Origin of the sequence: Marinomonas gallaica, assembly GCF_049821165.1 — a bacterium.
In the GTDB taxonomy this organism is placed as follows: Bacteria; Pseudomonadota; Gammaproteobacteria; order Pseudomonadales; family Marinomonadaceae; genus Marinomonas; species Marinomonas gallaica.
The window spans coordinates 787236-800111 of record NZ_CP187511.1; the positions used below are offsets into that span (position 1 = coordinate 787236).

At 48.0% G+C, this 12876-nt stretch carries 11 protein-coding genes; 5 read left to right on the forward strand and 6 right to left on the reverse strand.

Annotated features, from left to right (window positions below; genetic code table 11):
- Positions 1-19 precede the first annotated feature (19 nt).
- From ACPUEK_RS03655 to ACPUEK_RS03665, 3 genes are all read right to left on the reverse strand, one after another.
- Entirely contained in the window at positions 20-901 is an 882-nt protein-coding gene (locus tag ACPUEK_RS03655) for a carbohydrate ABC transporter permease (protein WP_067222261.1), read from the reverse strand.
- Complete coding sequence (locus ACPUEK_RS03660) at positions 894-1823, reverse strand: carbohydrate ABC transporter permease (protein WP_067034018.1); 930 nt, start codon at positions 1821-1823, stop codon at positions 894-896. The genes ACPUEK_RS03655 and ACPUEK_RS03660 overlap by 8 nt, the downstream gene beginning before the upstream one ends.
- 70 nt (positions 1824-1893) lie before the next feature.
- Positions 1894-3141 carry an ABC transporter substrate-binding protein gene (locus tag ACPUEK_RS03665; protein WP_067034014.1) on the reverse strand — a complete coding sequence of 416 codons (1248 nt, stop codon included), beginning with the start codon at positions 3139-3141 and terminating at the stop codon, positions 1894-1896.
- 294 nt (positions 3142-3435) lie between these two features.
- On the opposite strand from ACPUEK_RS03665, the gene ACPUEK_RS03670 reads away from it, so the two are divergent.
- From ACPUEK_RS03670 to ACPUEK_RS03680, 3 genes are read left to right on the forward strand one after another with little or no spacing between them, the layout of a single operon-like run.
- On the forward strand, positions 3436-5013 hold the full coding sequence (locus ACPUEK_RS03670; protein WP_425642365.1) for a sensor histidine kinase: 1578 nt from the start codon (positions 3436-3438) through the stop codon (positions 5011-5013).
- Positions 5000-5419: a response regulator gene (locus ACPUEK_RS03675; RefSeq protein WP_067222262.1), complete on the forward strand. Its 420-nt coding sequence runs from the start codon at positions 5000-5002 to the stop codon at positions 5417-5419. Before ACPUEK_RS03670 ends, ACPUEK_RS03675 begins: the two co-directional genes overlap by 14 nt.
- Before the next feature lie 23 nt (positions 5420-5442).
- Positions 5443-7158 (forward strand): putative bifunctional diguanylate cyclase/phosphodiesterase, encoded by a 1716-nt coding sequence (locus ACPUEK_RS03680; RefSeq protein ID WP_425642366.1) that lies wholly within the window; start codon positions 5443-5445, stop codon positions 7156-7158.
- Here the strand turns inward: ACPUEK_RS03680 and ACPUEK_RS03685 are convergent.
- Both ACPUEK_RS03685 and ACPUEK_RS03690 read right to left on the reverse strand, forming a co-directional pair.
- Positions 7138-8592 carry an ATP-binding protein gene (locus tag ACPUEK_RS03685; RefSeq protein ID WP_067034006.1) on the reverse strand — a complete coding sequence of 485 codons (1455 nt, stop codon included), beginning with the start codon at positions 8590-8592 and terminating at the stop codon, positions 7138-7140. The two genes, ACPUEK_RS03680 and ACPUEK_RS03685, sit on opposite strands and share 21 nt — an antisense overlap.
- The gene (locus ACPUEK_RS03690) at positions 8567-9328 is read right to left on the reverse strand and encodes a response regulator (RefSeq protein WP_067034003.1); all 762 of its coding nucleotides are present in this window, start codon (positions 9326-9328) and stop codon (positions 8567-8569) included. Before ACPUEK_RS03690 ends, ACPUEK_RS03685 begins: the two co-directional genes overlap by 26 nt.
- Positions 9329-9530: 202 nt before the next feature.
- On the opposite strand from ACPUEK_RS03690, the gene ACPUEK_RS03695 reads away from it, so the two are divergent.
- Complete coding sequence (locus ACPUEK_RS03695) at positions 9531-10502, forward strand: carbohydrate kinase family protein (RefSeq protein ID WP_425642367.1); 972 nt, start codon at positions 9531-9533, stop codon at positions 10500-10502.
- A 51-nt stretch (positions 10503-10553) separates the two neighbouring features.
- Entirely contained in the window at positions 10554-12167 is a 1614-nt protein-coding gene (locus ACPUEK_RS03700; protein WP_425642368.1) for an alpha-glucosidase family protein, read from the forward strand.
- 13 nt (positions 12168-12180) lie between these two features.
- On the opposite strand, the gene ACPUEK_RS03705 is transcribed toward ACPUEK_RS03700, so the two are convergent.
- Positions 12181-12876, reverse strand: a complete 696-nt coding sequence (locus ACPUEK_RS03705; protein WP_067033996.1) for a 3'-5' exonuclease — start codon at positions 12874-12876, stop codon at positions 12181-12183.

The following is a 12876-nucleotide window of genomic DNA, read 5'->3' on the forward strand; positions in this document are numbered from 1 at the left end:
ACGGTTCAACCTTACAAACTTAACCTTTAACCGCACCGGCTGTGAGGCCGCGTACGAAATACTTACCTGCTAACACGTAAACCAATAGGGTCGGTAGGGCGGCGATGATGGCGGCGGCCATGTCGACGTTGTATTCCTTACCACCGAAGCTGGTGTTAACGAGGTTGTTAAGGGCTACCGTCACAGGTTGTGTGTCGAAGCCAGAGAACGCCACGCCAAATAGGAAGTCGTTCCAAATTTGCGTGAACTGCCAAATAACCGTAACGACGATGATCGGCGTCGAAACCGGCAAGATAATACGGTAGAAGATGGTAAAGAAACCGGCACCGTCTAAGCGCGCCGCTTTGATCAATTCTCCTGGAATGGATTGATAGAAGTTACGGAAAAACAAAGTCGTAAACGCCACACCGTACACCACGTGTACCAGCACCAAGCCCGTTGTGGTGTTAGCAATGCCTAGCCAACCCAAAGTACGCGCCATTGGCAACAGGATCACTTGGAACGGAATAAAACAACCCACCAACAGTGCGGCAAAGAAAAAGTCGCTGCCACGGAATTTCCAGTGGGAAATGACGTAACCATTGATCGCACCCAGCAGTGTCGAAATCGCCACAGCAGGAATAACGATCTTGAACGAGTTCATAAAGTACGGTGCCATGCCTTCACACTGGCTACCCGTACACGCCCCGCTCCATGCTTTTGACCACGCGCTGAAGTCTATGGAACCTGGTAGTGACAACAAGGTGCCGCTGCGAATCTCTTCTACGTCTTTTAGGGACGTAAGCAGCATGACGATGAACGGTGCTAAGTACACGGCTGCCATCGCCAGTAGGCAAACATACAGCGCCACACGTAATACTTTGTCTAACCCAGAAGTCTGACGTTTTGCTACGTTACTCATGGCGCTCACCTCGTAGTTCTGAGTACAAGTAAGGGATCAGGATCGCCAAAACACAGCCCAACATGACCATTGCTGATGCCGCACCTAAACCGATCTGGCTACGGGTAAAGGCGTGGGCATACATGAAGTTTGCCGGTAGATCAGACGAGTAGCCTGGACCACCATTGGTCAACGCGGCGACTAAGTCGAAACTCTTGATGGCAATGTGTGACAGGATCACTAACGCACTGAAAAAGACGGGTTTTAGCGATGGTAAAATAATGCGTCGGTAAGTGGTAATAATGCCCGCGCCATCGAGTTGAGCGGCTTTGATCATTTCACCGTCCACACCACGCAGACCTGCTAAGAAAAGCGCCATGACGAAGCCAGATGCTTGCCATACGGCCGCAATGACCAAACAGTAAACGACCATGTCTGGGTCAGATAGCCAGTTGAAGCGGAAGTCTTCAAAGCCCAGTTCGATCATCATTTTCTCAATACCGTTGGTTGGGTTAAGCAACCACTTCCACGCGGTACCCGTTACGATGAATGAGATCGCCATTGGGTAAAGGTAAATGGTACGAATCGCGCCTTCTGCTCGAATCTTCTGATCTAGGAAGATCGCCAGCATGACGCCAAGAAACAAACAAATCAGGATAAACAAACCACCGAATACCCCAAGGTTAGTCAGAGCAACGATCCAGCGGTCATTCATAAATAAACGCTCGTATTGTTCTAGGCCAACGAATTTGTACGAAGGCAGCATACGAGAGTTTGTGAAAGAGAGTACGGCAGTCCATATCATGTAGCCGTAGATACACACGACGGCCGCTACGACAGTCGGTGCCATGACGATTTTGGGCATCCAATCGGCCAAACTCAGGCGCGCAGGACGACCAGCTTGAGTCGCTCCAGACCCAGCATTGGCGGCGTTTTTGTTCATAATCGGGGCTTCTACTTTAGAGGAGAGAAGAGAGGCCAACCCTTGGGTTGGCCTCAGATTGTAACGCGTGTTACATGCTTGCCTTAATGGTACGAGCAAGGCGATCTACTGCTTCTTCAGCGGTCATAGATTCGCTGTTGTAGAAGTTAGTGACCACATCAAATACCGCACCTTGCACCATTGAGTTCACAGCCATGCCGTGTGCCATACTTGGTACGAGATCGCCCGTTGTTGAGCTGGCTAGGAAAGCATCCATTGAAGAGTGTGCACAGGTATCGAACTTGTCACGAGGCATGTTCAAACGTGCAGGGATAGAGCCTTTGTTTAGGTTAAAGGTTTCTTGGAACGTTGGCTCAAGCATTAGCTTAGCAAGATCTTGTTGAGCGCTTTGCGCCCCTTCATCATCCACTTGGAACATCGCTAGAGAGTCGATGTTAAACGTAAATTGGCCACTTGTGCCTGGCGCTGCGTAACAGACGTAATCAATGCCAGCTTTTTTGCCTGCCGCTGTGAATTCGCCTTTGGCCCAGTCTCCCATGATTTGCATCGCTGCTTCACCGTTGATCACCATCGAGGTGGCAATGTTCCAGTCTCGGCCTGAGAAACCTTGGTCTACGTAGTCACGGGTCTTCTTGAACTTTTTGAACACATCAACCATTTCATCGCCACGCAATGTTGCATCGTCTAGACCGATAAAGGCTGCGCTGTAGAACTGTGAACCTTTGGACAGTGCAATGGCTTCGAATAGCGTCGCGTCTTGCCAAGCTTGACCACCGTGAGCAAGTGGCGTGAAGCCGGCTGCTTTGATTTTGTCTGCTGCTTCGAAGAACTGATCCCACGTTGTTGGAATGCTAGCGCCCGCTTTTTTGAAGATCTCAGGGTTCGCCCACATCCAGTTTACACGGTGCACGTTAACCGGCGCTGCCACATAGTGACCGTCGTATTTCATCACATCGCTGACAACTTGAGGTAGGACAACATCCCATTGACCTTGTTCGGCAACAGCGTCAAGGTTTGTTAGGAAGCCAAGATCGCCCCATTCTTGAATAGTAGGGCCTTTGATTTGTGCCGCCGCAGGCGGATTGCCAGCGATCGCGCGAGATTTTAGAACGGTCATTGCAGATTCACCGCCGCCACCCGCAACAGCGAAGTCTTTCCAAGTGTGGCCTTCTTCTGTCATCAAGTCCTTTAGAACGTTGATCGAAGCGGCTTCACCACCGGATGTCCACCAATGCAGTACTTCTACTTCACCTGCGTGCGCTGTCGCTGCAGCAACAGAAATGGCAAGACTCGATAAACCTAATGCAATCTTTTTCATGGTCAGTAACCCTTGTTATTGTTATGGGACTTTGTAACTAACGTTTTTATCAATCTAGATCATCAGCATAAGAAATGCTCACTTAGACATAACAAATGTAGCAAACCTTATGCACGTAAGTAGTAAAGTAGAGCAACCAAATGTATCAAAGTCTTGCAAAGTGCTGTTTTGACAAGAGGGAAGTATTTGGTATGCAATAAATTTCTCTAATGCATGTCATGTTACTGTGCGCTAATAATCTTCAGCTATACTGAAATTTGATTTAGGTTTTACCTAATAGGGCAAGGAGGCAGTGTGAACACGCAAACCTATTTAGCGGTCGATGTTTTTTTTCTCGCCCTTTATTCATTAATGCTTGTTTTCATTTGGAAAATTTCCCGCAATAAAGCAGATCAAGAGAGGCCAAGCAGCCTATTTTGGTTATCGATTATGCTGATCATTTTGTCTGTCACGGATCTGGTGTTTGACCATTCACATTACCATCCTGAGTCCTTCTCTGGCATGGTGACCATGATTCTAAATGCTGCCTATGGCATCGGTGCGACGCTAGCGTTGTTGTATCTTTTATTTAATTGGCGCGAGCGTAATCGATCGAAATCCCTGCATTTAAACAATCAACGGCTGCAAGAAGAGATTGATCGTCGACGCAGTGTCGAAGCGGAATTACGTCGTTTGTCGGACTCTTTAGAGCATGAAGTCGCGCTGCGTACCAGTGAGCTGCAAGAAATTAAAGACAAGTTAGAGCTGGAAGTGCAGGCTACAGAACAAGCCAACAAACGCATGATGAGCATTTTTGAGTCGGCCCCCAATGGTATGTTGGTAGTGAATCGTGATGGCATCATTACTCAAGCGAACAGCATGGTCGCTTCCATTTTCCGTTGTCAGGTGCAAGAGTTAGTCGGACGGTCTGTCGACAGTTTAGTACCGAGTGAATTACGAGAGCGCCATGAAGTGGATCGCGATGGTTTTCAGGCTAAGCCCTCGAAACGCAAAATGGGGGCACGGCGTGATTTGTATGGCGCACGGTTAGATGGCTCGTATGTGCCGCTGGAAGTAGGCTTGCATCCTGTTGAACTGGATGGCAATACTGAAATTGTGGCGGCCATTGTTGATATTAGTGAGCGTAAAGCTTACGAAAAGCGCATACATGAACGTAATGAAGCATTGGAAGTATCGAACCGAGAGTTACAGGAGTTTGCTTTCATTGCGTCCCACGACTTGCGAGAACCACTGCGTAAAATTATTTCCTTTTCGATCCTGTTACAAGAAGGTGAGTATGGGAAATTCAACGAAGAAGGCCAAGTGTTCTCAGGTTATATTGTCAATGCGGCCCAACGCATGCGAGATTTATTAACGGATTTATTGGCGTACAGCCGTGTGACATCAAAGGCGAATCCGTTTAAGAGTGTTAGGCTGAACCCTTTATTAGAGGAAGTGCTGGAAGACTTGCAGCTGATCATCGAAGAAACTCAAGCCCAGATACACATCGAATCGCTGCCCAGTGCCGAGGTGGATCAAGTACAAATGCGGCAATTGTTTCAGAACCTAATCAGTAACAGCTTGAAGTATCATCACCCGGATCGTGTGCCTGAAGTGTTTATTTCCGGACAGGAAAAAGAAGACAGCATTTATCTTGAATTGCGTGATAATGGGATTGGCTTTGATCCACAATTTTCGGAACAAGTATTTGATATTTTTAAGCGATTACATGATCGTCAGGACTATTCTGGTACTGGTATGGGGCTCGCCATTTGCCGCAAGATAGTGTTACGACACGGCGGAACAATTGTTGCTCAGTCGCAAGAGGGAGAAGGTACAACGATGTTGATTGAATTACCCAAACAGCAGGTGGATCAGCATGTCTCAAATTAACGCAAATCCGGTGCGCATCGTGATGCTCGATGATGACCCTGAAGATGCACTGCTGGTTTCAACGGCGATTAAGCGTCTTGAGTATGATGTGCCGTTTCAGCACATACAGACGAGCCAAGCGTTTACGTCTTACCTTTCTGAAGACTATATAACGCAGTCTTTGGAATCTGTTGTTATCTTATTATTAGATCTAAATATGCCGTGTAAGACCGGCTTAGAATGGCTGAAAGAATTACGTTCCGAAGCGCAATATAAAGACCTTATTATTGTTGTTTTTTCCACATCGGGAATGACAGAAGAGCGAGTGAGAAGTTTGTCTTTAGGGGCTGATGAGCATCTTGGTAAACCAGACCGAGTACAAGATCTGACCCGTAAACTTGATATTTTGTGCCGACGCTATGTGTAGCAATCAACCTAGAAGGAGAAATCGTGGATAAGAAAAGCTTATCAGTTCTGGTAATCGAAGACGATCACGAAGATTTTATTCTCCTGCGTACCTATCTTGCGCGTGCTCATCGCTCTCACTTTGACTTGCATCACGCGGCAAGCTTTTCAGAGGCTGTGAAGACATTAGTCGAGCAGGAATTCGATGCCATACTGGCAGACTATTTTTTGGATGGTCATACGGCCATGGATTTGTTTAAACACGCTAAATTAATTGGTCTTGAGACGCCCATCATTGTGCTGACTGGAGGCGATGCTTCGGAGTTAGACGATGTACTGATGCAACTTGGGGCGTCGGATTTTATTCCCAAAGATGAACTGACAACGGCACTTCTAGAGCGCAGTGTGCGGCACTCAATTGAGCGTAAGAAAGCCGAGCAGCAAATCTCAATGCTGATTAAACGCGACCCTTTGACTGGTCTAGGGAACCGTTTGATATTTGAAGAGCATGCGGAGCTGGCCATAGCACGTGCGCGGCGCAATAAAACCCGATTAGCCGTGGCGTTTCTTGATCTGGATCGTTTTAAAAACGTAAACGATACATTAGGTCATCATGTGGGCGATATGTTGCTGACATTAGTGGGTAAACGTATTCAAGAATCGATTCGCGCCAGTGACTTTGTTGCGCGCATTGGCGGTGACGAATTCACCTTACTATTAGACAATGTGCAGGATGTCTCGAGCTTAAATAGAATTGCTAATAAAGTGCTGGCGGAAGTTTCTCGTTATGCGGTACTCGACTGTAAGCATCTAGAAGTCTCGGCCAGTATGGGCATTGCGCTGTACCCAGACCAAGGTGAGACAGTCTCTGAGCTCATGCGAAAAGCCGATATGGCATTGTATGAGTGTAAAAAACTTGAAAGCAATCAACATCATATGGTGTTTAGTGACAGCTTACAGGCTCGTTTGCACAAGGAAACTCGCGTTGAAAATGGCCTACAGCGAGCCTTAGCCAATAACGAATTTGAATTGCAGTACCAGCCTATTGTGTCACTCGATAGTCACCAAATTCATGGTGTAGAAGCGCTGATTCGTTGGCGATTGCCCGATGGTAATTTACTGATGCCAGGGGAGTTTATCGATGAAGCAAATCGTGTTGGGCTGATTGGTGCATTAGGCGAATGGGTATTAGAAACCGCGTGTCAGCAGCTAAGATGCTGGCTGGATGAAGGCTTTGTTATAAGCATGTCGGTCAATATATCGCCACGCCATTTGCGTCAGGCTGGTTTTGAAGAAATGGTTCAGAAAATGGTAAAAACCTACCGACTTCCAGCAGGGAGCTTGATGCTAGAGCTAACAGAAGAGGTGTTTGTCGACAGCGGCCTTACGAGTCTTTATGTATTGAATGAAATTCGCAAAGTAGGGGTGGGCATCGCAATTGATGACTTTGGCACTGGCTATTCCTCCATGCGTTATTTAAAAACTTTGCCGATAGATCGTATCAAAATCGACCGTTGTTTTGTGTCCGGTAGCGGCAGTGAAGACTTGTCTGATCCCATGATCACTCAAGCCATTGTGTTTTTAGCGGAAGGCCTAGGGTTCGATTTGGTTGCAGAAGGAGTTGAAACCGAGCAGCAGTCATTGGACTTAGCCAGCCAAGGTTGTCACAAAGGGCAAGGGTATTTGTTTGCCAAAGCCCAACCAAGCGATGTCGTAACAAGGTTATTGCGTGATCAGCCCTTAATGGCGCGGGAGCCATAGACGTACTTCTAAACCACCCTGTTCACGGTTTTGCAGGGAGACCTCACCACCGTGGGCGCGGGCAATGTTGCGTGCAATGCTTAAGCCAAGACCAACACTGCCAGTGCGTCCGCCTTGAGAGCTTGATAGCTGAGTGTAAGGTTGGAACACATGGTCCAGCTTCGTATCAGGAATCCCTGGGCCTTGATCGCAAATACGGATACACAGTTCATCCACCCCGTCTTCTATGTGGATTTCAGCATGATGACCGTAGTACAACGCGTTGTCGATCAGGTTTCCTAAGCAGCGGCGAATAGCCAAAGGCTTGCCGATGTAGGGGGTCTGTAAGGTGCCAATAATGGTCATCGCTTGCGTCATTTGGTTGGCGCTGTGTTGGATGTCTTTAAGATAGCGCATGATGTCGATTTCGACGCGGTTTTCGTGAATATCAGTTTCTTTTACACTCTGAATCGCCCCTTTTACCAACAAATCAAGATCTTCAAGGTCGCGCACCATGGCTTCGCGAGTATCCTCGTCATCTAACATTTCAGCGCGTAAACGAAGCCGTGTGATGGGGGTTTTCAGGTCATGTGAAATGGCGGCAAATAGCTTCTCTCGATCATTCAGGTAACGCTGAATCCTTGCCTGCATGTCGTTAAAAGCATGGGCCGTATGCTTTACTTCCAGTGCACCGACTTCTCGTAATGGTTTAAAGTCACCTTGACCGAAACGTTCCGCCGCTCTGGCCAGTACTGCCAGTGGTCGTGTCGTGCGGCGCAGAATGAGTAGGGTGAGCAGCAGTACTGTGGTCACGGACACGATTAATGAGAAGACCCGGTCACGGCTTAGAGGTGACGTCGTTTCTTCAAGAAAATAGGGATCTGGCATAAGGCTGGCCAAATACAACCAATCTGAGTCGTTGATTGGAATTTGAATCACGATAATGGGCGGTGTGAGCGGTTTGACGAGTAAACTGTGGTGTCCCCAGCGTTCCGGCAAATCAACCAATCGCGTGTGATTGTTGATAACGTGTAAGTCTTCGGGGCTAGAGAAGGCAATCTTGGCATTGCTGATGCCGAGCTGTTTGCTCAGCGTGTTTTGAACTTCGGCTTTGACAATGTCTTTAAGGGGCGAGTCTTCAATAGGGTTGATTAAAATCTCTTCTCGGTTCAAGGTCACAAAAAACCGTGTTCCGCCCATATCTTGCAGTTGATCAATGACAATATGGCGGTAATTCTGCGGTAATGACGTGAAATAACTGACGGTCGCGGCGATTCGAAACGCCATGTGCTTGGACACTTCACGAACGTTTTCACGGGTATCAGCTTCGACTTGATGCAACCAAATGCTTGAGCCGATCAGCTGTACGGCCGCGACACCAAAGGTCATGATGATAACGATTTGGCCTGTTAAAGATTGGAACCAACGTTTAACTCGATGCAGAGTGGTCATCATCAGTCGCTGTGACGTGTGCTGTGAGGATGTAGCCTTGTCCACGTACCGTTTTGATCAATTGTGGTTGGCGTGCGTCTTCTCTTAAGCGTTGGCGCAAACGGCTGACGTGCACATCGATAAACCGATCCAGCGGGGTGGTATCACGGCCACGCGTGTTTTCCGCAATGTAGTCTCGTGTCAGCACTGTGCCTGGGTTGGTGACGAATAACATCAGTAAGTTGTAATCCGCACCACTTAACGATTCTTTAACGCCTCCAACGGAGAGCTCGCGAGTTAAAGTGTCCAGCACAAATTGGGCAAAGCGATAAAAACGGTGAGCATCCGGCACACTGTCTTCTACTGGTTCGGGCACATCATTGATGTGTTCCATGCGACGGTGGATGGCTTTGATGCGAGCCAATAATTCGCGCGGATTGAACGGTTTAGCTAAGTAGTCATCCGCGCCAATTTCAAGGCCGATAATACGGTCCATTTCATCGGAGTTAGCGGTCAACATGATGACAGGTACATTGGATTGAGTGCGCAAGGTTCGGCACACGGAAAAACCATCGGCACCGGGTAAGCGGACGTCCAGAATAACCAAATCTACATCATCTGTCGGGTTAAATGCAGCCAAAAAGGATTCGCCCGAATCGGCCGTTCGAACCTGATACTGATTCTTTTCTAGGTACGATTTGAGCAAAGAACGAATCTCATCGTCGTCATCCACAACGTAGACGCATTTAGTTTTTGTCATATAAGTATCATTGGATAATAAATAATCAGATAAGGAAAAGAGTCTAGCAAGAAACCGTTTGTTAACCAACGGCCTAGATAATAGAGTCAGTAATTGTCTGTGGCGGCTATAGTAACATGTATTCAGCCGCGACGTTTCAGACATATTCGCCAGTTGCTGTAAGGCACACGGCTGATATTAACAATAAGAGAGAGACAACACGATGACGACAAAAGTAATGGCTTTTGGTGAAGCCTTAATCGACTTCCTTTCGAATGGCGATACGGCTTTAGATGGGCTTGAGTCATTTACCAAATACCCAGGTGGCGCACCCGCTAACGTGGCGGTGGCGGTTGCTCGTTTAGGGGGGAACAGCCATTTTGCCGGACAAGTGGGTGACGATGCTTTTGGGCACTATTTAAAAGCATCATTGAATCGCTATGGTGTGAACACAAGTAGTATGCTGATGACCAAAGAAGCGAAGACCGCACTGGCGTTTGTGAGTCTCGATCAAACAGGCGAGCGTAGTTTTGAATTTTATCGCAATCCATCGGCCGACATGTTATTTCGTGGCGAAGACTTTAAAGCGGAATGGTTTGCTGACGAAGCGGGCGTTTTTCATACCTGTTCGAATACGTTAACCGAAGCGGACATTACGACTGCCACTATGGCGGGCATTGAACTAGCCAAAGCCGCGAACTGGATTGTCAGTATTGATGTGAATCTGCGTATTAATTTATGGCCTGATCATCAAGTTGAAGTTCAGCGTGTGGTCGATTGGATGCGCCAAGGAGACGTTATTAAAGCCAGCTTGGAAGAGCTAGAAGTGTTGTCGAACGAGCCATTGGTATTGATCAACGAGTTACTAAGCGACGGTGTGTCACTGTTTGTCTTAACCGATGGTGGCAATCCTGTACGTTACTTTGCAGGTGAGCAAGGTTCTGGAGAAGTGATTGCTCCTAAAGTGGATGTAAAAGATACCACGGCGGCAGGAGATGCGTTTGTCGGAGGCTTGCTGTATCAATTAGCAGAACGTGGCGGTGATCGTGCCTCGTTGCAAAGCTTTACACAGACCGAGCTAGAAGCGTGCATTCGATTTGCTGTGGCGTGTGGTGCAGAAGCCGTGACCAAAACCGGTGCCTATCCATCTTTGCCGTCGTTAGAACAAGCACAGCTTCGACTCGACACAATTTAACCGCAGATCGCACGTAAGGTGCGCTGGTGAATCAAATACAGGAGTAGGGTGATGGCGTTGAACTGGTGGCAGGGGGGAATCATTTATCAAATTTACCCACGTAGCTTTATGGATGCCAATGGCGATGGTATTGGCGACTTAAAGGGCATTACAGGCAAGCTGGATTACGTGGCTTCTTTGGGAGTGAATGCCATTTGGCTATCTCCCATTTTTACTTCTCCGATGAAAGATTTCGGCTACGATGTCAGTGATTATCGTGACATTGACCCTATGTTTGGTTCGTTAGCGGATTTCCAGCGCTTAATTGAGCGAGCCCATGAGCTCGGCTTGAAAGTGATGATCGACCAGGTGATCAGTCATTCTTCGGATCAACACCCTTGGTTTGAAGAAAGCCGTCAAGATCGTACTAACCCGAAGGCGGATTGGTACGTTTGGGCAGATCCAAAACCCGATGGCACGCCGCCCAATAATTGGTTGGCAATCTTCGGTGGCAGTGCTTGGAAATGGGACTGTCGCCGTTTACAGTATTATTTGCACAACTTTTTAGAGTCTCAACCGGATTTTAATTTTCATCATCCTGAGGTGCGTAACGTTCATTTGGACAGCATGCGTTTTTGGTTAGAAATGGGAGTGGATGGCTTTCGCTTGGATACGGTGAACTTTTATTTTCACAGCCAAGGGTTAGAAGACAATCCGCCAGTGCCGCCGGGCGAACCGAAAACCAAAGGCGCGCCAGAGGACAACCCCTATACCTATCAGCGTCATGTGTATGACCTAAGCCGCCCAGAAAACCTGATATTTTTACAAGAGCTACGGGCCTTGATGGATGAATTTCCAGGCACCACTACGGTGGGTGAAATCGGCGATGATTTCCCGCTTAAACGGATGGCGCAATACACGGACGGTGGTGACAAGCTGCATATGGCGTATACCTTTGAGTTACTCAATAAACCTCGTTCTCCAGAATTTCTGCGCGATGTTATTCGTACCACTAATGACAGTGTGCGTGATGGCTGGCCGTGCTGGGCGGTGTCAAACCATGACGTGGTGCGCATGCGGACGCGTTGGGGCGCTGATGAAGATCCGATTCAGTATCCATTGGTGATTTTAGCGCTAACGCTGTCTTTGCGTGGCAGTGTCTGTTTGTACCAAGGAGAAGAGCTCGGTCTGCCGGAAGCGGATGTGCCGTTTGAGCGTATTCAAGATCCTTATGGTATTCCGCTGTGGCCAGTGTTTAAAGGCCGTGATGGCTGCCGAACACCGATGGTGTGGGAGGATGCTTCACATGGTGGTTTCTCGACCACTGAACCGTGGTTACCAGTAGATGCTCGGCACTTGCCATTGAGTGTGGCCACTCAAGAAGCCAACCCAGACTCGTTTTTGCATCAGGTTCGTCAATTGATTCACTGGCGACAGTCGCAGCCTGCGTTGGTGCGTGGTGAATTAACGTTTGTCGACGTTGGCAATGAGGACTTATTGGCGTTTACGCGATGTTATGAAGAGGAAACTGTGGTGGTTGTCATCAACGTCACAGGGCAATCTCAGCAAGCGACACTCACAGAAACGGTCGGTGAAGTGTTAACAGGGCATGGTTTTGAAAGTCAAATGTTGGGGCAAACACTGACGCTGCCAGCGTATCAAGCTTATTACGCGACTCTTGCGTAATAAGCTTAACTGATTAGACGTCGTATTCTGAGGTAAGGTGCTCTTTGTTTAAGTGATGAGACACTTGAGCTTGGAGCAACTCGGCACAGGACACAGCATCCATCAAGGCTTGATGAGCGCGATAACGTGGTAGGTTATAGCGCTGACGACAAGCATCTAAACGCAGTGATGGCTGTCGTCCAAAGCGCTGCCACCAAGGCTTATGAATCGCATTGGCTTCAATGGCCATGGTATCGAGCATCGGAAACAGAAGTGGTTCACCATAATGTTTCATGGCCGCTTCGTATAGAAACGGTCGTTCTATGGCCGCACAATGAATCACGACAATCTTACCGGCTATGGCATCCAATACTTCGTCCAAGAAGCTCGATAAACGTGGCGCATCTTGGATTTCCGAATGGGTAATCTCATGAATCGCAACCGATTCGTGAGTCAGTGGGCCATGGGGTTTTGCTAACCAGTAACATGCACTGTTTAGGCGAATGCCCTCAAGGTTAAAGTCCACCAGCCCAATGCTGACAATGTCGTCTTTATTAGGGTCCAATCCCGTTGTTTCGATATCAAGAGACACCAAGGGAGTCTCCTCTAATGGCTTATCTAAACCTGGCACGCCCGCGCCATAAAAACGCTTTAAAGCAGGAGATTGGCACTCCTCTGCTAATTTTGCGAACGCTTCTTGCCAGTTGTCCGGTAGCTGTTTCGGGTTCAT

Bases quoted from the DNA above. Each gene is read 5' to 3' on its own strand.
- ACPUEK_RS03675 (WP_067222262.1), top strand. From the start codon at position 5,000: ATGTCTCAAATTAACGCAAATCCGGTGCGCATCGTGATGCTCGATGAT.
- ACPUEK_RS03685 (WP_067034006.1), bottom strand. From the start codon at position 8,592: ATGATGACCACTCTGCATCGAGTTAAACGTTGGTTCCAATCTTTAACA.
- ACPUEK_RS03665 (WP_067034014.1), bottom strand. From the start codon at position 3,141: ATGAAAAAGATTGCATTAGGTTTATCGAGTCTTGCCATTTCTGTTGCT.
- ACPUEK_RS03700 (WP_425642368.1), top strand. From the start codon at position 10,554: ATGGCGTTGAACTGGTGGCAGGGGGGAATCATTTATCAAATTTACCCA.
- ACPUEK_RS03705 (WP_067033996.1), bottom strand. From the start codon at position 12,876: ATGAACCCGAAACAGCTACCGGACAACTGGCAAGAAGCGTTCGCAAAA.
- ACPUEK_RS03660 (WP_067034018.1), bottom strand. From the start codon at position 1,823: ATGAACAAAAACGCCGCCAATGCTGGGTCTGGAGCGACTCAAGCTGGT.
- ACPUEK_RS03655 (WP_067222261.1), bottom strand. From the start codon at position 901: ATGAGTAACGTAGCAAAACGTCAGACTTCTGGGTTAGACAAAGTATTA.
- ACPUEK_RS03690 (WP_067034003.1), bottom strand. From the start codon at position 9,328: ATGACAAAAACTAAATGCGTCTACGTTGTGGATGACGACGATGAGATT.
- ACPUEK_RS03695 (WP_425642367.1), top strand. From the start codon at position 9,531: ATGACGACAAAAGTAATGGCTTTTGGTGAAGCCTTAATCGACTTCCTT.